A 19,479-nucleotide genomic window follows, 5' to 3' on the forward strand; every position below is an offset into this window, starting at 1 on the left:
CGCCTTCCCCGACTCGACCGTCCGCGACGTGCCTGTGCGTGTGCGTGTACGTGCATCAGCCTTCGAGCACATGCCGCAGGTCCCAGAGGGTGCGCCAGGTCGCGGCGCCCTGTTCGGCCCGGCGCCGCACCGCCGCGTCCCAGTAGCCGAGCAGCCGGGCCGCGTCCGTCGGGTCGTCCTTGCGGACCACGCCGAGGAGATGGCCGGGCAGCAGGCTGAGAACGTCGCGATCGCCGGGGAAGTACGCGGAGGCCAGCCCGAGCGCGCCGGCCACCGACACGGCCTCCGCGGTGCTCATGACCGTCGAAGGCCGCTCCACCTCCCAGCCCTCCGCGCTCCGCCCGGTGCGCAGGTCGCGGAACGCGGTGACGAGTGCCTCGAGCACCGCGTCGTCGACCGCGAAGGCCGCCCCGGCGCGTTCGACCGCGCCGCGGGCCTGGCGGCGGACGAGGGCGGTCTCGGCGTCGAGGTCCGTGATCGGGCCGACCGTCTCGAAGTTGAAGCGGCGCTTGAGCGCCGCGGACATCTCGGAGACGCCCCGGTCGCGGAGGTTCGCGGTGGCGATCAGGGTGAAGCCGGGCGCGGAGTGCAGTTGTCCGTCCGGGGTCCCGGCGAGTTCGGGCACCGCGATGCGGCGTTCCGACAGCAGGGAGACGAGCGCGTCCTGCACCTCCGGCAGGCAGCGCGTCACCTCCTCGACGCGGGCCACGGCGCCCCGGGTCATCGCGGTCAGGACCGGCGACGGTACGAGCGCGTCCCGGCTCGGCCCCGAAGCCAGCAGCATCGCGTAGTTCCAGCCGTACTTGAGCTGGTCCTCGGTGGTGCCCGCGGTGCCCTGCACGGTGAGGCCGCTGGTGCCGCAGACGGCCGCCGCGAGGAGTTCGGACAGCATCGATTTGGCGGTGCCCGGCTCGCCGACGAGGAGAAGCCCTCGTTCACCGGCGAGCGTGACCACGCAGCGCTCCACGAGCGCGCGTTCTCCCACGAATTTCTGACTGATCGTCAGCGAGCGGGAGCCGTCGGCGAGTTTGAGCGCTTCGCCGTTGCTGCCCACGACGAACGTGACGACGGCGCGCGGCGTGAGGCGCCACGCCGGCGGGCGCGGCCCGGTGTCGTACGCGGCCAGGAACTCCAGTTCGTCGGCGAAGGCGTCCTCGGGCGGCTGCACCTGCCGCCCCGCCGGGTCCGCGGTCACCTCTTCAGGACCTTGGTTCTCACGGGTGTTCGTGCGTGTGTTCGTGCGCGTGTTCGTGCTCATCGGCGGCGCCCCCTCCGGGCCTTGCGGGTCTCCAGTTGCTCGAAGCCGGGCGCGTCGCCCTCGCGGACACGCTGCCATGCGGCCTCGAACAGCTCGGTCACGGGGCTGTCCGGGATGAGCGCCCCCCTGTCGTGCACCGGGTAGAGGCGGTCCTTCCAGGTCTCCAGCGGCAGCGAGCGGCGCAGTTCGTGCCAGCCGCCCGGCAGGAACAGGCTGCGCGACGCGCGCGTGCGCTTGGCGGTGACCACCAGGTCGGTGGCGGCCAACGCGGCCCGGGCCGCCTTCAGTCGCGCGGGCTTCCAGCCGGTCCAGCGCGCCACGTTGCGGTCGGTCGGGTCGGGCAGCGCGAGGAGTTGGAGGTAGAGCGTCGCCACGTCCGCGTCGATGCCGTGCGTCTTGGCGACCTCCTCGACGAGGTCCGGCAGCGACCAGGAGGGGTCCTGCGCGAATCCGACGGCGGGTTCCGCGCCGTCGTCCGCGGCCCGGCCCGCGAGGCCGACGTTCGCGAGGCGCTCCAGCGCGTCGCCGAGGATGACGGCGATTGCCCCGGCGCCCTGCCGGTCGGCGTCGCCGCGGAGCGCGAACAACCCCAGCAGGTCCGGGTCTTCGGGGCCGTCCAGGGCACCGACCCGGACCCAGACGTGCTCGCCCGACGCGTACCACGGGGTCAGCACGATCTTTTCGCCGACCCGCACCAGGCCGTCCGCGTCGGCGCCGCCCTCCTCGGGCATGCCCTCGGCCAGGCGCAGCGCCTTCGAGGTGAACTCGCCGCGCTCGGTCCACGAGACGCCGAGGTCGAGCAGGAGCCCGGGGTCGGCGAGGCGGTTGCGCAGCGCGGCGAGCGCGCGGGGCAGCGCGGCACGCAGCGGGTGGCCGTACGGCAGCCGGTACGCGAGCCACGAGATCGCCCGCACGCTGCCGGTCAGCAGGTGCGTGCCCGGCAGCGCGGCCGGGTCGTCGGCGACGAGGTTCCGGTCCTTGTCGAGGCGCTGGGTCGTCGTGCGGGTCAGCGCCGCGTACGACTCCGGGTTGAGGACGATCTCCAGGGAGGATTCGTCGAGCTTCGCGGCGACGGCCTCGACGGCGATGTCCTCGGGCAGGCGTACGGCGTCGCCGAACTGGCGCCGCCACTGCGCCGCGGCGGCTTCCGTGTCGAACCCGGTGCTCCACACCGCGGCGGGGTCGGTCGGGATGAGGGCGGCGAGCAGCCGCAGGCGCTCCTGGGTGTCCAGGATGCGCAGCCGATCGCGCGCAACACCGATCTCGGTGGACTTCAGGCCCAGGATCTGGCGCTGGGCGGGTTCGAGTCCCACCCGTCCGTACCCGTTGATGGCCGGAAGACCGGCGAGGAGCAGGACCGCTTCGGCGCGGCGGGCGCCGGTGGCGTCGGCGATCGCGTCGGCCGACTCGGGGCGCCACTGCGGTGCGCCCGACTCGCGGAGCAGGCGCAGGAACTCGTCGGTGCGCGCGGGGTCGTCGAGGGGCTCGACGACCTGCTCGTCGTGCGTGGTGACGTCGGCGACCGCGCCGAAGCGGCCGGACGGGTCGTAGTCGAGCGCCGTCCAGTGCTGCCGCCGGTCCGCGCCCCAGCCGGACGCACTGGTGACCATGACGACGCGGTCGCCGTGCCGCAGGACGGCGCCGACGTTGAACGCCCCGCGCTCCTCGGCGCAGATGGTGACGCGGCGCAGGCACCCGGGCCGTCGAAACACCTCCGCGGAGAGTTCCTCGGTGAGGAGGAGCAGTCCTTCGCGGTGCTCGGCCGAGGTGACCGGCGACGCGGCGCGCACCAGCAGCGGGCCGACGCGGCCGAGGGCGCTCGTCCAGTCGAAGGCGCCCGACGGGATCTTCAGGTAGCCGACCGTCCAGCCGTCCGCGCGGGGGGCGGGGGCGGTCGCGGAGGCCGCGGTTCCGGCGGCGTCCCCCGTGGCAGGCGCGTCGTCGGTGTCGGTGTCGGTGCCGCTGTCGGAATCCGCGCTGTCGTCGGGGTTTCCGGCGTCGAGGAGTGCGGCCACGGCCCGGATCTGGTTGAGCACGGCCCAGGAGGACGCCGAGCTGCCGTAGTGGTAGCCGCGGCGTTCCACGAGGCCGGCCGAAGCCTCGTTCAGGATCTCGTCGTTGCCGTGCTCCGGGCGGTACTCCTCGGGTTCCGCCGCCGCCTCCGCCGGAGGTTCGCCGAACCGTGCGAGGCGCCGGGCCAGGTCGCCGGCGGACCAGGTGATGCCCGCGACGCCCGCCGCCATGTGCGGATGCGCGACGCCCGGGAGCACGGTGCCGACGGTGGCGAGCGGAACCGGTTCCCGGGCGACCGCCACCTGGTCGGGGCCGGCCTCGGCGAGGGTGGCCCGGAAGGCCTCGTACTCGGCCGTGGCGCCCGCGATGAGCGCTTCCGCATCGGTGTCGGTGAGGCCGCGCAGGACCGCCGACGCGGCCTCGTCACGCGGGCGCAGGGCGTGCCAGAAGGCCAGGCCGGGGGCGTAGACCGTGCCCGCCGCGTGCAAGCCGCCGCGTGCCCACGTGGGCACCTGGCCGAGTCGGATGCCGTCCGCCGTCAGGTCGATGCCGTCGTTCGCCGCCACAACGGTCGGTCGGGCGCCGCCCGGGAGGCGCAGTGCCCCCAGGGGCGTGACCTTCGGGTGGCCGTTCCAGCCCCGTTCGGTGATGGGCAAGGTGACCGTGTGGCCGTCCGGGGACCCGGTGGTGACGGCGTCCCGGTCGATGCGGATCCACCGGCCGAGGAGCTTGCCGTCGGTGCCGAAGGGGGTTCCTTCGAGTCCGGGCAGCAGCGGCAGCAGTTCGCACTGGTTGGCGGCGAGTGTGCCGGCCTCGCCGGTGCCGTCGCCCTCGACGGCGGCGGCCAGGAGCGCGGGCAGCGAGGCGCGGCCTCGGGTGCCGGTGGCGGGGTCGTACTCGAACCAGCGGGCGGGGTGCTGCTCCCAGTTGAGTACCCAGTGGCCGACACCGTCGGTGAGGACCGGGCGGCGCACGGGCAGTTCGGTGTCGCCGGCGTGCAGGACGCGGCCGCCCGTGACGCGCCCGCCGTCCGGGTGCGGCAGCGAGACGACCGCGGACTCGTTGCCCCAGCGTCCGGGAACCTCGCCGGTCGGCTCGAAGACCTCGCCCGGGCGCGACGACCAGTAGGCCTTCGGGCCGTCCTCGTGCCACCAGACGACCATCAGGTCGCCGTCCACGTAGCGGTACTTCGGCTTGTTCCAGTCGTCGAGCTTTTCCGGTATGCGCAGGTCGTGGTCGAGCAGGATGCCCTCCGGACCGACCACGACGGCCTTGGTGGCGGTGGACAGCACCAGTGCGGGCCATGCCTCGGAGACCTCAAATGCCACCGGCTGGTTGCCGCTGCCGTTGTCCGGGGCGGACAGGCCCGGGGTGGGGCCCTGCGGCACCGCGCCGATCAGGGCGAGTGCCTCTTCCAGCGCGGGCCAGGCGAGTTCGTCGAAGATGCCGACGCGGAGCGTACGTGCCAGCATGGGCGCGACGCGGAAGTCCCGCACCCGCGCGACGACGCCCGGGTTGACGTCGAGCGCCACGCGGTGGAACACCGTGAGCCGGCCGAGCGCCGTGGCGGCGCCGGGGAGTCCGGACTCCTTCTCCAGTTCGTCGGCGCGGGCGTCGAGCCACTGGTGCAGCAGCACACGCAGCACCGGGTGCGCGGCCGCGGTGGTCTGGTGGCGCCCGCCGTCCTCGGTGCCGAGGTTGCCGACCGCGTTGCGCAGGACGGCGGCGTAGCGCTCGTCGTTTCCGGCGGCCACCAGGTCGCGGCGGCCGGGCGCGGTGTCCGCGAACCAGGAGCCGAGGCTGATGGAGTTCCCCTGCTCCGGGTCGGTCAGGGGAACGCCGTTGGCGAGGCAGATGTCGACGAGGTCGGGGGATGCCTCGCCCCGCCAAGAGCCGGCGAACAGGTTGACCGCGACGCCTTCCGCGGCCAGGACCGGCGCCATGCGCTCGGCGAGGGCGAGCGTGGCGGCGTCGCGCGAACGGCCGCGCCAGCTGCGGGCGATGTGCTTGGCCCACCGGGTGAGCCACGCGGCGGCCTTGCCGTGTTCGAGGGCGCCGGGCGTGGTCAGGAGCGTGTCGCAGCCGGCGGACAGGAGCAGCGAGAGCCAGTACGCGTCGACGTCGGCGGCTTCGCCGGACCCCGGGGTCGGGAAGATCTCCAGGAGCCGTTCCCGGACGTCATCGCGCTCCTCGGCCAGCGCGGTCAGGGACTTCGCGAACGTCTTCCAGAACGACAGCGGCGCGCGCACGATCGCGGGGCTCGGCAGCAGGTCGGCGAGCAGTGCGCGCTCGGCGGCGCCCTGTGCGTCGGCACCGCCGCCGATGGCCTTGATCATCGCGCGGGCGTCCTCGGCGAGGCCGGCGTACGGCGGCATGCCGGCGGCGCAGCGCTCGACGCAGAGCTGGCGGAACTCCGCCCAGGCGGCCGCGGGTTCGAGACGCCTGGAGAGGTCCTTGGCGTACTCCTTGAGGGCCTTGGCGGTGAGTGCCCCGGCGAAGGCGAACTCCAGGAAGACGGCACGCAGGCGGGCTTCTTCGACGGCGAGGTTGTGCACGCGCTCGGCCTCGCGGGCCTTGCCGAAGAAGGTCGCGGCGTAGGTGTTGTTCTCGTGGCTCAGGAAGATGCGTGCGGCCTGCTCGTAGAACGTGGGCAGGAAATGCGGTACGGCGCGGCCCAGCGTGGTGCCGAGCTGGTCGAAGCCCTCCTTGGCGGCGCCGGGCTTGTTGCGGGCCTGGCGGTCGAGCCGTTCGATGTCGCGGACGAGCGCGAGCGCGTGGTGGCCGTTGGCGGGGTCGTTGACCAGGGCCCATGCGGGGAAGCCGAGCGTCTCGCGGCGCACCTGGCCGACCTCGGGAGCGTCGCCGTCGCGGGCGAGGCCGAGGAAGTCGAGGGCGAGGTCCTCGGCCGGGCCGAGCGTGCCGGGCACCAGCCGCACGATGGCGCGGTCGCCGAGCGCGGGGTGGAGGTAGGTGCGGGCGGTGAGCGTGTCGACGTCGTCGCCGGAGGCGGTGCCGGTGGAGAGCACGGCCCCGGCGTCCAGGAGGGCGGCGGCACGGGCGGCGTCCGCGGCGGTCGTACCGGTCGTGCCGGTCGGGGCGGTCGCGGCGGTCGCGGCGGCGCCTTCGGGGGTGCCGGCCGTCTGGGCTGCGGTGGTCACGCGGCCTCCTCCTGCTTCTCGGTCGAGCGTCCTGCGTACAGTGCGGCGGCCATGCGCATGCCCTCGGACCACGCGACGGGGCCGACCTCGCCGGCGCGCAGCGTGCTCCCGGAGGCGTCGGTCCAGCTCAGCGGGCCGGTCTCGGTGCTCTCGTAGGGGTCGAAGTCGCCGAGCCAGACGCGGGCCTCGACGGCGCGGGCGTCCTCCAGGACGGGGCACACCGCCTGTCCGCCGCGTACCTGGTAGCCGAGCGAGGTCGTACGTCCGAACAGGAAGCGGAGTTGGTCGAAGCGGCCTCCCGCGTAGTCGTCGACCGAGGTGCGCTCGGCGTCCAGGTCGTCGGGCTTGTGCCACACCTCGCGGTAGAGCTGGCCTATCTGCTGTTCGACGCCGAGTTCGGCGGCGAACTCGCGCAGGTCGTCGAGGTCGTCGAGGAGGACCGGGTGCGGGAAGCGCACTTCGTGGGCGGCGACGCGCACGGTGTCGCCGTCGAGGTCGACCATGCCGATGCCGCGCTCGGGGTCGGCGTCGCGCAGGAACCCGGTCCCGCCGCCGTCCGTCTCCACGACGAGGTCGCGCAGGACGCGCTGCCACGCGGGGTCGGGCCACACGCGGGCGACGAGGGGCGCGGGGACGGCGAGCGACCGGACCATCCAGCGCTCGACGTCGGCGACGCACTCGCGCTCGTGGCGTTCCAGCCATTCGACGAGTTGGCGCAGTCCGACGACCGCCGGGTCGTCGGAGAGCTTCGGCGGTACGGATTTCAGCCGCCTGCCCGCCGCGTTGCGGCACACGACGGTGCCGTCCTCGAGAGCGACTTCGTAGTCGCCGGCCTGGACCCAACTCATGAATGAACCACCCGCCGAGTGTGTTGTTCGCGATGTGACCCGTGTTGGCGACCGCCGGTGGTCTCGACCGAGCCGACCGGTCCCGAGTGATCGCGTGTGATCCGGTGTGATCCGGCGTGATCCCGTTGATCGCCATGCCTGTCCGGGGTCCTGATCGCGGCCGTTCGCGGCCGGAACCGCCGGGGGCAAGGGGATGGTGGCACCGGTGCGGCGGCGACCGCGATCAGGATGGCGGGAACGTTAGCGGTATCCGGCGACAACGACCGGCGAACCCCCGGGGAACGAGCCGCGTCCCTCGGTGTGGGGCGTAGACGCGGCGGACCCGCCGCGCCACGCTTGCTTCGTGGTGCCGACGCCAGTCGGCACCGCCCGAGGGTTCGGGGGTGAGGATCGCGATGCGGGTCCTGGGCGCGTTGATCGGTGCGGCGGTCGTGGTCGGGCTGCTCGTGCTCGCCGCCTGGCGGCTGCGCGGCAAACTCCGGCGCGACGAGGACCTGTTCGACGGTTCGCCGCGGGTCGTCGTCCCCGAGCACGGTGGCGAGGTACGCGTCGACATGCTGGTCCGACTGGCCGTCAGCAAGGGCTATTCGCTGGCCGCGAAGCAGGCGTCGGACGACCCGCCGGGCACCGAACTGGTGTTCGTACTCGACGAGTCCTGAGGCGGCGCGAAGGCGTCCGAGCCGTCGGCGACCTCGTTTTCGGAGCGTCGGCGGGTCGGCGCAAGCCGTTGGGACACGTGCCCCTTTCGGCCTACCGGACAACCCATTTGCCTCATTAATCCCACAAGAAATTGCGTGCGGCTGTGCGTCGGGTGACGTTTTGCTCATGTATGTCGGCCCGATGGAGGAAACCCTCGTGCGTAGCAAGAAGCTTGTGGCGGTCTTGATGGGGACCGCTCTTTTGGGAGCCACCAGCCTGGGCGGCGTAGCCGCCGCGAACGCGGCGGACGGGGCCGACGCGGCGAAGCCCGCGGTGCCGCCGGCCGCGACCGGAACCGGGGCCGAGGCAGGGGCCGATGCCGGAAAGAACTCCGGAACCAAGGCGGGGCCCGATACGGCCGGGGCGGACGCACGGACGGCCCGGGCGCTGGGCGAAATGCGGAACCTGATCCGGAACGGCGTGCCCGGTGCCGACCCGCGGCTGGACGCCCGCCTCAAGCAGGCCATGGTCACCGCGGAAAAGGCGGTGGCCTCCGTCCGGGCCCACTCCACCGCGCAGAAGTACACACAGTCCTGGACGCTCGCGGTGCGGCCCGCGTTCCCGTGGAACACGAAGAGCGATGCCGCGCCCGAGGCCCGGGCGGACGTACCGCCGCTGCCCGACCTCGGCCTGGACGCCCTCCTGGAGGCCGTCAAGAGCCTCGATCTCGGCAAGGTGCTGGAGTCGCTGACCACGCTGCTGGACGGCGCGCTGTCGTCGCTGACGAGTAGCGTCTCCGGCATCACGGGCTCGCTGTCGGGCATCACCGCGGGTGCGGGCACGCTGCCGGACATGCCCGAGGTGCAGGTGCCGGACGTGCGGATCCCGGACATCCAGCTCCCGCCGATGCCGGAGTTCACGATGCCGGAGTTCACGTTCCCGGACATCACGATGCCGACGTTCCAGACGCCGACCTTCCAGATGCCGAGCATGCCGAAGAAGTCGGCGATCAAGCGGCAGCACGCGTTCCGCGGACTGCCGGGGTTCACCGGCGCCCGGTGACCCCCGGCCGGGTCACTCGGCCGGAACCGCGCAGCCGGTACGCACCTTGGACGTCGCCGAGGCACACCGCCGGCCGTCGACCGCGACGCAGATGCCGTAGACACGCGCCGCCGCGGTCCAGCCGTTCACCCGGCCGCGGTTGTTGCTGATCTGCACGCGCCCGCGCGCTCGGTCGAGCGCCGAGACCAGGTGCAGGTACGTGGTGCCGGCGACCCGCGCCAGCACGATGTCGCCGATCTCCAGCTTCGCCGGATCGACCGGTGCGACGGAGACGAGCTGGCGACTGTGGATGAGCGGTGCCATCGACGTGCCGCTCGGACGGAACTCGACGGTTGCCCCACCCGCGACGCGCGTGGCCATGGAATCCAGCAAGCCCATGCTCCGCAGACTGCCGCATGGAATTCGGCGGCTGCCACTGGTTTTTCGGAAACCCCGCCCGGGCGCCACGGGCGGCCCTTCCGGGCACGGGCCGGACGCCGGGCACGACCTGGGCCCGGCTCCGCCGCCCACCCCGGGTGTTGTCACCCCGGCGTTGTCACCCGTACGTCGTAGTCCCCAGCATCCGCCGCCGCGAACGCCAGCAGGTCGCGGCCCTCCCGCTCCACCTCGCCGCGGTCCTCGGCGGACAGCGGGACGAACGGATCCACGCGCAGCACCGCCCTGCCACCCTCGCGCACGATCTTCCAGACGCCCTGGAAGAACCCGTCCACGAGCACCGTGCCCGCCGACCCGCCGTGTCCGGGCGGCAGCGGCACCGTGCGGCGCCCGACGATCACCCGGGAGCGGTCGGCGTGCGACAGCAGGAGGTTGTCGTACTCGGGCAGGAAGCGGACCGGCGCGGGGGTGTCGGGGCCGGGGCGCGGGGCGTCCGGCAGGTCGTACAGCTCCTTGCCCTCCGGATCGCGGAAGACGGCCAGGCGCGGGCGCAGGCGGTCGAAGACCTCACGCAGGCGCGTCAGGCCGGACCACGTCTGGGCGTCCTTGACCGACGCGGGGCCGAACGCGCCGAGGAACCGCAGCACGAGGTCGTCGACCGAGGTGCCGCCGGCGTCGCACTCGCGACCGAGCCACGTCTCGACCGGTGTCCAGGTGGGCGGACCGACCTCGTCCCACAGCCCGCGCGGCGGGATCTGCACGCAGCGCACGAGGTCCGTCGCGAGGTAGCCCAGCGCCTGCGGGTCCCGGCCGGGCCACCGCTCGCCCAGGCGTTCGGCGATCTCCTTGCGGGTCATCGGCTCGGCCGCCAGCAGCTCCCTCGCACGGGCCGCGATCTCCGCGAGGTCGTCGCCGTCCAGCGCCTTCGCGAACGTCGAGTAGGAGAAAGCGCGTTCCAGCATCGGGCGGAACAGCGGGGTGAGGGCCGCCGCGTCGCGGGCGGTGAGCAGATGCACGGTGCCGCGCATCAGCACCGTGCGGACGGCGGCCCGTTCCGCGACGAGGCCGGCCAGCTCGGCCGGGTCGAAGGCGGCCAGGCGCGACCACAGGCCGACGTACGCCGCCCGCGGCGCCTGCGCCTGCATGCCGACCAGGTGTTCGACCGTGTCCGCCGAGGTCCGCGCCTCGCGGCGCAGCAGCAGCTGCCGGTCGAGGGTGGCCCGGTTGAGGTCGCGTATCCCGAGTTGCGCGGCCGGGGCCACGGTCACTCCCCCGCCCCGGCGGCGAAGCGGTCGGTCGCGGTGACGAGCGCGTCGAGGATGCCGGGTTCGTCGTACGCGTGCCCGGCGTCGTCGACGATGACGAACTCCGCCTCGGGCCAGGCCCGGTGCAGGTCCCACGCGGTGCGGGCGGGCGTGCACACGTCGTAGCGCCCCTGCACGATCACCCCGGGAATGCCGCGCAGCTTGCCGGCGTCGGCGATGAGCCGGCCCTCGTCCATGAAGCCCTTGTGCACGAAGTAGTGGTTCTCGATGCGCGCGAACGCGAGCGCGTACTCCCGCCCGCCGTGCACCGCGATCACGTCGGGCCGCGGGCGCAGCGAGATGGTCGAGCCCTCCCACACGCTCCACGCGACGGCCGCCTCGGCGCGCACCTCGGGGTCCTCGTGGTTGAGACGGCGGTGGTACGCCGCCATGAGGTCGCCGCGCTCGGCCTCCGGAATCGGCGCGAGGAACGCCTCCCACAGGTCCGGGAACAGCTGCGAGGCGCCCTCCTGGTAGAACCAGTGCAGTTCGCTCGCGCGCAGCGTGAAGATGCCGCGCACGACCAGTTCGGTGACGCGGTCGGGGTGCGTCTCCGCGTACGCCAGCGCAAGCGTGCTCCCCCACGAGCCGCCGAAGACCATCCACCGCTCCACGCCTACGAGTTCGCGCAGGCGCTCGATGTCGGCGACGAGGTTCCAGGTGGTGTTCGGGGCGAGGTCGGTGTCCTGGCCGCTGACGTGCGGCGTGCTGCGGCCGCAGCCGCGCTGGTCGAAGAGCAGGACGCGGTACTTGGCGGGGTCGAACAGCCGCCGGTGGTTCGCCGCGCACCCGCCGCCGGGCCCGCCGTGCAGGAAGACCGCGGGCTTGCCGTCGGGGTTGCCGCACAACTCCCAGTAGATGCTCTGGCCGTCGCCGACGTCGAGCATGCCTTGCTCGTAGGGCTCGATCTCCGGATAGAACGACCTCACAGGACCACCTTCCCGACATCCGACCGGCCCCGTCGACCCTACCCAGCGCGTGGGCCGCCGCCCGCCCGACGCGCGTCGTGGCGGGCGGTTCGGCTACCGGTCGACGTCCCGGGCGGACTTTCGTGCCTCGTGTCGGGCGTGGACCGCGGCCCACAGCTCGTGGCGCTGTTCGTCGCCGATGTCGAAGAGGGTGAGGCCGAACACGTCGGCCACGGCGGTGTACCAGTCGTGCTCGGTCTCCAGTTCGACGACTACCTCGCCGGAGGCGTCGACGCGCTTGAGGACGCAGCCGATGAGGGAGTCCACGCCCTTGGCGTCGCGGCGCAGGAGGGCGCACGTGCGGACGAAGGACGACTCGGGCGACGTCGACAGCCATTCGTGCTTCTCGGCGAAGACGTCGAGGGCCACCGGTTCGCGGGCGAAGTCCATGCGCGGGAAGGAGCCGCGCGGGTCGTGGGTGAAGCGCCAGCCGCCCGGGACGACGTCCGAGGGGGTGAGGGCGTACGAGAACGGCCCCTGGTCGTAGACGCCCGCCCGCAGCGGCAGCGGCTCGTGGAAGCCGTCGCCGAGGCCCACGTCGACGAGCCAGTCGCGGTTCTCCGAACGTACGGTCAGCGCGCAGTGGTTGCCGAGCACGCCGGGCGGGTCCTCGAAACGCACCTGCACGCCGGCCAGGTGCCGGGCGACCGCGAAGCCGAGGCGTTCCAGCAGCGCCGCGAAAGCGCCGTTGAGGTGGTAGCAGTAGCCGCCCCGGCCGCCCGCGATGCGGGCCGCCGACTCGGCGGGGTCGAGTCCCGTGGTCTGGCCAAGCTGCGCGTGCAGGCCCTCGTAGGCCACCCGCTCGACGTGTGCGCGGTGCAGCGCGAACAGCAGCTCGGTCGACGGCGGCCCGGATATGTCCTCCAGTCCGAGCCGGGTCAGGTAGCCGCGCACGTCCATGGTCGTCATGATCCGGACTTTATGCGAAGCGGGTGACGGGAGCCGACGATTTCGGGAGCGATGCGACGTCCCAAGGCGTGGCGCGCGGGCGGTCAGGCGCGGACGACCTGGGCCCGGAACTCCTTGGGGCTCATGCCGCGCACCCGCTTGAACGCGGTGCTGAGGGCGAACGGGCTGCCGTACCCGACCTGTTGGGCGACCGAGCCGATCGTGGCCTCGGGCTCGCGCAGCAGGTCGGCGGCGAGCGAGAGCCGCCAGGTGGTGAGATACGTCATCGGCGGCTCGCCCAGCAAGTCCGCGAACCGTCGGGCGAGGGCGGCGCGCGAGACCCCGACCGCGCGGGCCAGGTTGGCGACCGTCCACTGGTGTGCCGGGTCGCCGTGCAGCATGCGCAGGGCACGGCCCACCACCGGGTCGCTGTTGGCGCGGTACCAGGCCGGCGCCTCCGCCTCGGGCCGCGCGAACCAGGCCCGCAGCACGGCGATGAGCAGCAGGTCGAGCAGCCGGTCCAGGACCGCTTCCTGGCCCGGCTCGTCCTTGACGATCTCGTCGGCGAGCAGCGGGACGATCGGGCTGTTCCACTCGGTGGCGCGGACCACCACGAGCATCGGGAGCGCGGCGAGCAGGCGCCCGCTGATCTCGCCCTCCATGTTGTACGTGCCGGTCAGCAGAATCGTGCCGCCGTACGGGTCGTTGCCGAACGTCCGCACGCCCAGGTGCATGAGCTCGGCGACGTCGACGCCCTCCGGCGTCGTGCAGCGCTGCCCGGGGTGGATGACGATCTGCGGCGGGGTGTCCGGGCGGTCGGCGACCAGGTACGAGTCCGGTCCGCGCACGATGGCGACGTCCCCCGGCTCCAGTTCGACCGGCCGACCGCCGTCCGGCACGATGTACGCGCCGCCGCGCACCATCGACACCAGGGTCAGCGGCGCCTCGTCCTGGATCCGCATCGACCACGGCGGGGCCAGGAGCGAGCGGAGCAGGAAGGCGCCCTGCGCGCGAGGGCCGTCGAGCAGTCCGGCGAGTGCATCCATGCCGCGGATTCTAGACGCGCGAATATGAATAAGTTCAGAGAATTCACAGGCGGTCTCAGCCCGCGCACGGTCCCGATGCAACGTCTCAGTGGAGACGTCAGTGCAGACCTCAGTGCAGGGTCTCGACGCGGATCTCGGCGCAGGCTCTCGGGCTCACTCCTCGTCGGGCACCGCGACGGTGATGCTGCACCAGCCGTACTCCGGGTTGTCGCTGTTGCGGACCACGTCGCGGGCCTCGACCAGGACCTCCATCGCACGGAGCCGCGCGACGATGTGCGCCATTGCGGAGGCCGGACCCACCAGGTCGACGTCAATATGCTGCATGCCGCCTCCAACGATCCGGTAGCGACAACGCAACGGCTTCCGGCCGAAGGAACACCCGGGCCCCTGATCAGCGCAGGACCACGAACCCAGGCCCCCCGGCCACGGGTTCGGCGGCCGGCTCCTCGGTCACCGCGACAGCGTCGACGCGCGCCTCGGGCGGGCCGTGGCGCATCCACGCGACCATCTGCGCCACCGCGGCGGGACGGCCCTCGAAGACGGCCTCGACCCGGCCGTCCGCCCTGTTGCGCACCCAGCCGGACACGCCGGCGTCGTCCGCCTCGGTGGCGCAGGTCGCCCGGAAGAAGACCCCTTGCACCCGCCCCGAGACGACGACGCGGACCCGCCGCGTGCCGTCGTCGCGGATGGGCCCGTCCTGGTGAAGTGCCGCGTCGTCCACCCCGTGCGACTCCCCTTTTCCCTGTCCTGCCACGCACGATCACCCACGATCGCGTGATCACGTACCGCCGCGCCCGACCGCGGCGGCGAACACCGGGTGCCGTGCGACGCGAAGCACCCCCCACCCGCCGGCACGGGTGAGGGGTGCACGGGCCGCACCGCGGGCGTCCGTCATGCCACCGCGGTGATCGCGGGGGTGCGGATCGTGCGGCGCGCGGCCGCATACCCGGTGGCGACGGTCAGCACCGCGGCGACCGCGACGATCGCCAGGTAGATCCCGGCCCCGGTGCCCGGCACGACGTCACCCGTACGGGCGTAGCTGTACGGAAGGATCGTCGGCAGTGCGGCGGCCGTGCCGAGCGCCACGCCGACCGCGGTGAGGATCGCGCCTTCGAGGGCGACCACCTTCAGCACCTGGCGGGGCGTCGCCCCGGCGAGCCGGACCTGCGCGAACTCCCGGCGCCGCGCGGCCGTGGCGGCGACCAGGGTGTTGATCAGCATGATGGCGGCGAAGGCCACGATCATGCCGGTGACCACGAAGTTGAGGGTCTCGATGTTCTTCTGCTCGTTGCTCTTGAGCAGTCCCGAGGCGGCCATCGCGTCGTTCTCGACCGCCTGCATGACCAGCGTGCCGGCGCCGATCGCGGTGAAGAGCACCACCGGCATCACGACGGACGCGAGGCGACCGGTGTGGCGGCGCAGGTTCTGCGCGGTCAGGTAGCCGGTCAGGCCGCGGCGCTCCAGCGGGCCGGCGACAACCGCCGCGACCTTGCGGATGATCGCCGGGGCGAGGACCGCGAGTCCGATGGCGGCCCAGATCGAGGTCTGGCCCGCGGTCTGCATGGCGTCCGAGCCCTTGCCCTTCATCACGGTCGCGGTGACGACCGCCAGGTCGAGCGCGAGCAACAGGAACACGACGCCGACGGCGATGCGCTTCTTCGACAGCCGGCTGTCGTCGGCGACCGCCGCGGCGCCGAGGGCTTCCGCGGCGCTGGTACGCGCAGCCCGGCGGGCGGTGATCAGAGCCGCTAGCGTGGCCGCCGCAAAGGTGATCGTGATGCCCATGCCGAGCGCGATCGGACCGAAGACGTACGCGACGTCGGCGTCGACCTGCCCGGTCGAGCCGAGCAGGTCCAGCAGCAGACGCCCGCCGAGCACGGCCGGGGCGACCGCGAGGACGGCGGCCGCGGCGGCGAGCACCGCGCTCTCGCCGACGATCATGCGGGTGACCTGGCGGGGTGTCGCGCCGATGCTGCGCAGCAGTGCCATCTCGGCGGAGCGCTGGCGCACCGAGAGGGTCAGCGTCGACGAGACCGCGAACACGACGAGGAGCAGACCCCAGCCGCCGACCACGGCGCCCATGGTGGTCAGGGTCTCCTTGCTGGTGGCGTCGACGCCCGTGCCGCCGGCGGTGTCGAGCATGGCGGCGAAGGACATGAGGATCGTCGCGCCGAGGAACATCGCGAGGAAGCTCGCCGCGAATCCGGAGATGCGGTGCCGCAGGGAGCGGAGGGCCAGAGCGAACACGGTCTTACTCCTTCGGGTGGGTGGAGCCGGGGACGGGGCGACGAGGCAGGGCGGCAGGCAGGGCGAGCGGTCGTACGCGTGGCCGTGCACACAGCGTGGACGTGGCGCGGGCGTACGCGATCGGTCGGGACCGCGGCCGGCTCACAACCCGGCGGCCACCGGCCGGCCTCCGTCGGCCAGGTCCCCGAGGTGCGTCATGCGCTCGGCGACCGCGTCCGGGGTGGGGGCGGGCAAATCGCCGACGATGCGGCCGTCGGCGAGGAAGACCACGGAGTCCGCGTACGCCGCGGCGACCGGGTCGTGCGTGACCATCACGACGGTCTGCCCGTGCAGCCGCACGGCCTCGGCGAGCAGGCCCAGCACCTCGCGGGCGCTGCGGCTGTCGAGCGCGCCGGTCGGCTCGTCCGCGAACACGACCTTGGGCTCCGCGACCAGGGCCCGGGCGATCGCGACCCGCTGCTGCTGGCCGCCGGACAACTCCGAGGGGAGGTGGCCGAGGCGGTCGCCGAGGCCCATGCGCTCCAGGACGGCGGCGGCGCGCGCGTCGTCGGGCCGGCGGCCGGCGAGGCGCTGCGGAAGCGTGGTGTTCTGCAGGACCGTCAGCGTCGGCATCAGGTTGAACTGCTGGAAGACGAACCCGATCCGGTCGCGGCGGAACACGGTCAGCGCGGTCTCGTCGGCGCCGTCGATCGGGCTGCCGTCCACGAACACCCGTCCGCTGGTGGGCCGGTCGAGGCCGGCGGCGCACTGGAGCAGCGTGCTCTTGCCGGAGCCGGACGGGCCCATGATCGCGGTGAAGGTGCCCGGGCGCAGCGTCAGCGATACGTCGTCCAGGGCCACGACGCGGTTGCCCTCGGTGCCGTGGACCTTGCCGACGCGGTCGAGGCGCAGCGCCTCACCCGGGCCTTCGGCGGTCGCCGGTACGCGGGCATCGGTGATGGGCGCGGTGCGGCGGCGGTTGCTGGTGCGAGTCCACATGGCGGTCTCCTCGACTCGGCCCGGGGCTGCGTCCCGCGGGCGTTCCCCGGGCTTTCCCGGGGTGTTCCGACGAGGAAGAGGTTCGCCCGGCCCGCTGACCGTCCGCGCACCAAACGCCGACCGTCCGGTCCAGGCGACGGTCAGCGGGCCGTCGGCGGCCGCCGACGGCCATCGGGGCAGATACTAGCCATGTACTTAATAGCCATGTACATTATCTCGCGAAGGCCAAGCGGCACCGGCGCCGCACCGACCCAGGAGGACACCGTGACCACGATCGACCCGACCGCCGTCAACCCGACCGCCGTCAGCCCGACCGAAGCCGACCCGACTGTCACCGACCCGACCGCCATCGAGCCGTTCCGCATCGACATCCCGCAGGCCGACCTCGACTACCTGCACGCGCGCCTCGACCACGCCCGGTGGCCGCACGAACTGCCGGACGCCGGCTGGGACTACGGACTACCCCTGGAGCGCGTGCGGCAGCTCGCGCACTACTGGCGGCACGGCTACGACTGGCGCAAGCACGAGGCCGAGTTCAACAGCCACCCGCAGTTCACCACCGAAATCGACGGCCAGCGTGTGCACTTCCTGCACGTACGCGCCGCGAAGCCGGACGCCCTCCCGCTGATCCTCACGCACGGATGGCCCGGCTCGGTCGTCGAGTTCCTGGACGTCATCGAGCCCCTCTCGCAGGACTTCCACCTCGTCATACCGTCCATCCCCGGCTGGGGCTTCTCCGGCCCGACCAACGAACGCGGCTGGGACGTCGACCGCGTGGCCCGCGCATGGGCGGAGCTGATGCGCCGGCTCGGCTACGACCGGTACGGCGCGCAGGGCGGCGACTTCGGTGCCGCGATCTCCCGGGCGCTCTCCGACCACGACGCCGAACACGTCGTCGCCGTCCACCTCAACTACCTCCCCACGCCCCCGCCGCCCGGCGAGGCCTTCGAGCTGTCCGAGTCCGACCAGGAGCGCCTCGACCACCTCAAGCGCTACATGGCGAACCAGCCCGGCGCGCGCGTGCTCAACTCGACCAAGCCGCAGACGATCGCGTACGCGCTGACCGACTCGCCGATCGGCCAACTCGCCTGGATCGTCGACATGATGACCGAGTGGGCGGGCGACGACTTCGCGATCAGCGACGACCGCGTGCTGACCAACGTGATGCTCTACTGGCTCACCGGCACAGCCGGCTCGGCGCCGCGGCTGCACCACGACAGCGTCGCCCCGCCGCGCTGGCGGACCACGCAGCCGGTCGCCATCGCGTCGTTCCCGCAGGACATCACGCGGCCGATCCGGCAGTTCGCCGAGAAGACGTTCCACATCGCGCAGTGGTCGGAGTTCGAGCGCGGCGGCCACTTCCCCGGCCTGGAGGCCCCGGACCTGCTCGCCGCCGACATCAGGAAGTTCTTCCTGTCGGTCGGGTGATCCCGCCGCCGCCGGAGCGCTGGTCTCACAGCTCCTTGGCGGGCCATTCCAACAGTCGGGCGCCGATGACGGCGGTCTGGAGCGTGTAGCGGTCGAGCGGTTCGCCGGGGTCGGCCCCGGTGAACCGCGCGATGCGCTCCAGCCGGTACGTGAGCGCCCGTACGCTCAGCCCCAGCCGCCGCGCCGCCTCGGCGGACACACACCCCGCGTCGAAGTACGCCTCCAGCGTGCGCAGCAGCGGTTCGGCGCCGCCCCGGGCGGAATCCAGCGGGCCGAGCACGGACCGCACCAGGTCGGCCAGCGCTCCCCGGTCCCGCGCGAGAACCGGGAAGACCAGCAGGTCCGCGGCGTCGACGACGGGGCTGTCGAGTCCCATCCGGCTGATTATGTTGTGGCCGCTGAGCGCCTCTTCGTACGACAGCACGACGCCGCCCGGCCCCGGGTGCGAGCGGCCGAGCACCACCCGGCCGCCGGTCGCCGCGTGCGCCTGCTTGGCGAAGTAGCGTGCCGGGCCCGCTCCCCCGCCGTCCTCGCCGTCGCTCGGCGCGATGCATACCAGGCGGCCGTCCTTGGTGGTGATCAGGATCCGCCGGTGCCCGAACCGTCCGATCAGCGCGCTCTCCACGCGGCGGGTGACGGGGTGGGTCTCGTCGTACGGCTCGTCGCCGACCGCCACCGCGACCGTGTGCGAACGGGCCAGCCGCAGGCCGAACCGCTGCGCCCGTTCGGACAGACTGCCGAGGTCGCTGCGGCCGTAGAGCAGGTCGTCGACGAACTCGCGGCGGGCGGCCTCCTCACGGCGTACGGCGAGGCGCTGCGCGTGGTCGTACCCTTCGGTGAACGCGTCGACCGCCTGCTCGGTCGCGCCCAGCACCGCGAGTGCCGCGGCGCTCAGGTCACGTTGGCCGACGGCCCCCTTGATCCCGGAGAGGTCGGGCCACGCGGCGCGGGTGGCGGCGAGGTGCCCCACCACCATGTCGCGGAGTCGGCGGCCGGCCACGGCCGCGCGTTCGCCTTCCTGGCGACGTACGACGATCTCGTCCCGGGTCAGCCGGCGCCCGGTGCGCGAGACCTCGTCCAGGAGCACCGCGTAGCCGGCGAGGTAGTCCTCGGCGTCCTGTGAGTCCCGCACCCCGCCCACTCCCCATCTGTCGTGCCGCGCGGCGCGAGCGGCCCGGCGGGCGGCCGGCGGCGCCCGGCAGCGCCCGGCATCAAGAACGCGTCAAGACTGCCGGAGTCCGGCAATGCAGGCGAGCGGGATATGCCT

General features: G+C 73.1%; 16 protein-coding genes. 3 read left to right on the forward strand and 13 right to left on the reverse strand.

Annotated elements, in window-relative coordinates; all coding sequences use genetic code 11:
• Window positions 1–55 precede the first annotated feature (55 nt).
• From AB0C36_RS12105 to AB0C36_RS12115, 3 genes are read right to left on the reverse strand one after another with little or no spacing between them, the layout of a single operon-like run.
• Window positions 56–1,258, reverse strand: coding sequence for an ATP-binding protein (locus tag AB0C36_RS12105; RefSeq protein WP_358352735.1), 1,203 nt, complete (start codon window positions 1,256–1,258; stop codon window positions 56–58).
• Complete coding sequence (locus AB0C36_RS12110; protein WP_358352737.1) at window positions 1,255–6,429, reverse strand: hypothetical protein; 5,175 nt, start codon at window positions 6,427–6,429, stop codon at window positions 1,255–1,257. The genes AB0C36_RS12105 and AB0C36_RS12110 overlap by 4 nt, the downstream gene beginning before the upstream one ends.
• Window positions 6,426–7,277 (reverse strand): DUF4132 domain-containing protein, encoded by an 852-nt coding sequence (locus AB0C36_RS12115; RefSeq protein WP_358352739.1) that lies wholly within the window; start codon window positions 7,275–7,277, stop codon window positions 6,426–6,428. Before AB0C36_RS12115 ends, AB0C36_RS12110 begins: the two co-directional genes overlap by 4 nt.
• 383 nt (window positions 7,278–7,660) lie before the next feature.
• On the opposite strand from AB0C36_RS12115, the gene AB0C36_RS12120 reads away from it, so the two are divergent.
• Together AB0C36_RS12120 and AB0C36_RS12125 are read left to right on the forward strand one after the other, a co-directional pair.
• Window positions 7,661–7,936: a hypothetical protein gene (locus tag AB0C36_RS12120; protein WP_358352741.1), complete on the forward strand. Its 276-nt coding sequence runs from the start codon at window positions 7,661–7,663 to the stop codon at window positions 7,934–7,936.
• 196 nt (window positions 7,937–8,132) lie between these two features.
• Entirely contained in the window at window positions 8,133–8,978 is an 846-nt protein-coding gene (locus tag AB0C36_RS12125; RefSeq protein ID WP_358352743.1) for a hypothetical protein, read from the forward strand.
• A 12-nt stretch (window positions 8,979–8,990) separates the two neighbouring features.
• On the opposite strand, the gene AB0C36_RS12130 is transcribed toward AB0C36_RS12125, so the two are convergent.
• From AB0C36_RS12130 to AB0C36_RS12170, 9 genes are all read right to left on the reverse strand, one after another.
• A complete protein-coding gene (locus AB0C36_RS12130; protein WP_358352745.1) occupies window positions 8,991–9,356 on the reverse strand; it encodes a S24/S26 family peptidase in 366 nt (121 codons plus the stop codon).
• 143 nt (window positions 9,357–9,499) lie between these two features.
• Window positions 9,500–10,615, reverse strand: coding sequence for a winged helix DNA-binding domain-containing protein (locus AB0C36_RS12135; RefSeq protein ID WP_358352747.1), 1,116 nt, complete (start codon window positions 10,613–10,615; stop codon window positions 9,500–9,502).
• 2 nt (window positions 10,616–10,617) lie between these two features.
• Window positions 10,618–11,586: a prolyl aminopeptidase gene (gene pip / locus AB0C36_RS12140; protein ID WP_358352749.1), complete on the reverse strand. Its 969-nt coding sequence runs from the start codon at window positions 11,584–11,586 to the stop codon at window positions 10,618–10,620.
• 93 nt (window positions 11,587–11,679) lie between these two features.
• Window positions 11,680–12,534: an arylamine N-acetyltransferase family protein gene (locus AB0C36_RS12145; protein ID WP_358352751.1), complete on the reverse strand. Its 855-nt coding sequence runs from the start codon at window positions 12,532–12,534 to the stop codon at window positions 11,680–11,682.
• Between the two features lie 83 nt (window positions 12,535–12,617).
• Complete coding sequence (locus AB0C36_RS12150; protein ID WP_358352753.1) at window positions 12,618–13,559, reverse strand: AraC family transcriptional regulator; 942 nt, start codon at window positions 13,557–13,559, stop codon at window positions 12,618–12,620.
• A 153-nt stretch (window positions 13,560–13,712) separates the two neighbouring features.
• A complete protein-coding gene (locus tag AB0C36_RS12155) occupies window positions 13,713–13,883 on the reverse strand; it encodes a hypothetical protein (RefSeq protein WP_358352755.1) in 171 nt (56 codons plus the stop codon).
• A gap of 67 nt (window positions 13,884–13,950) precedes the next feature.
• The gene (locus AB0C36_RS12160; RefSeq protein WP_358352757.1) at window positions 13,951–14,313 is read right to left on the reverse strand and encodes an acylphosphatase; all 363 of its coding nucleotides are present in this window, start codon (window positions 14,311–14,313) and stop codon (window positions 13,951–13,953) included.
• Between the two features lie 137 nt (window positions 14,314–14,450).
• A complete protein-coding gene (locus AB0C36_RS12165) occupies window positions 14,451–15,806 on the reverse strand; it encodes an FtsX-like permease family protein (protein ID WP_358352759.1) in 1,356 nt (451 codons plus the stop codon).
• 141 nt (window positions 15,807–15,947) lie between these two features.
• Window positions 15,948–16,784 (reverse strand): ABC transporter ATP-binding protein, encoded by an 837-nt coding sequence (locus AB0C36_RS12170; protein ID WP_358352761.1) that lies wholly within the window; start codon window positions 16,782–16,784, stop codon window positions 15,948–15,950.
• 348 nt (window positions 16,785–17,132) lie between these two features.
• Here AB0C36_RS12170 and AB0C36_RS12175 point away from each other — a divergent pair, with 348 nt between their 5' ends.
• Window positions 17,133–18,212, forward strand: coding sequence for an epoxide hydrolase family protein (locus AB0C36_RS12175; protein ID WP_358352847.1), 1,080 nt, complete (start codon window positions 17,133–17,135; stop codon window positions 18,210–18,212).
• 25 nt (window positions 18,213–18,237) lie between these two features.
• Here AB0C36_RS12175 and AB0C36_RS12180 read toward each other — a convergent pair whose 3' ends face one another.
• Window positions 18,238–19,344 carry a PucR family transcriptional regulator gene (locus AB0C36_RS12180; protein WP_358352763.1) on the reverse strand — a complete coding sequence of 369 codons (1,107 nt, stop codon included), beginning with the start codon at window positions 19,342–19,344 and terminating at the stop codon, window positions 18,238–18,240.
• Window positions 19,345–19,479 lie beyond the last annotated feature (135 nt).

This window comes from Streptodolium elevatio, assembly GCF_040649515.1.
Classification (GTDB): domain Bacteria; phylum Actinomycetota; class Actinomycetes; order Streptomycetales; family Streptomycetaceae; genus Yinghuangia; species Yinghuangia elevatio.

Excerpts from the sequence above, each read along its gene's own strand:
- AB0C36_RS12170 (WP_358352761.1), bottom strand. The coding sequence starts at position 16,784 with ATGTGGACTCGCACCAGCAACCGCCGCCGCACCGCGCCCATCACCGAT.
- AB0C36_RS12115 (WP_358352739.1), bottom strand. The coding sequence starts at position 7,277 with ATGAGTTGGGTCCAGGCCGGCGACTACGAAGTCGCTCTCGAGGACGGC.
- AB0C36_RS12145 (WP_358352751.1), bottom strand. The coding sequence starts at position 12,534 with ATGACGACCATGGACGTGCGCGGCTACCTGACCCGGCTCGGACTGGAG.
- AB0C36_RS12150 (WP_358352753.1), bottom strand. The coding sequence starts at position 13,559 with ATGGATGCACTCGCCGGACTGCTCGACGGCCCTCGCGCGCAGGGCGCC.
- AB0C36_RS12155 (WP_358352755.1), bottom strand. The coding sequence starts at position 13,883 with ATGCAGCATATTGACGTCGACCTGGTGGGTCCGGCCTCCGCAATGGCG.
- AB0C36_RS12130 (WP_358352745.1), bottom strand. The coding sequence starts at position 9,356 with ATGGGCTTGCTGGATTCCATGGCCACGCGCGTCGCGGGTGGGGCAACC.
- AB0C36_RS12105 (WP_358352735.1), bottom strand. The coding sequence starts at position 1,258 with ATGAGCACGAACACGCGCACGAACACACGCACGAACACCCGTGAGAAC.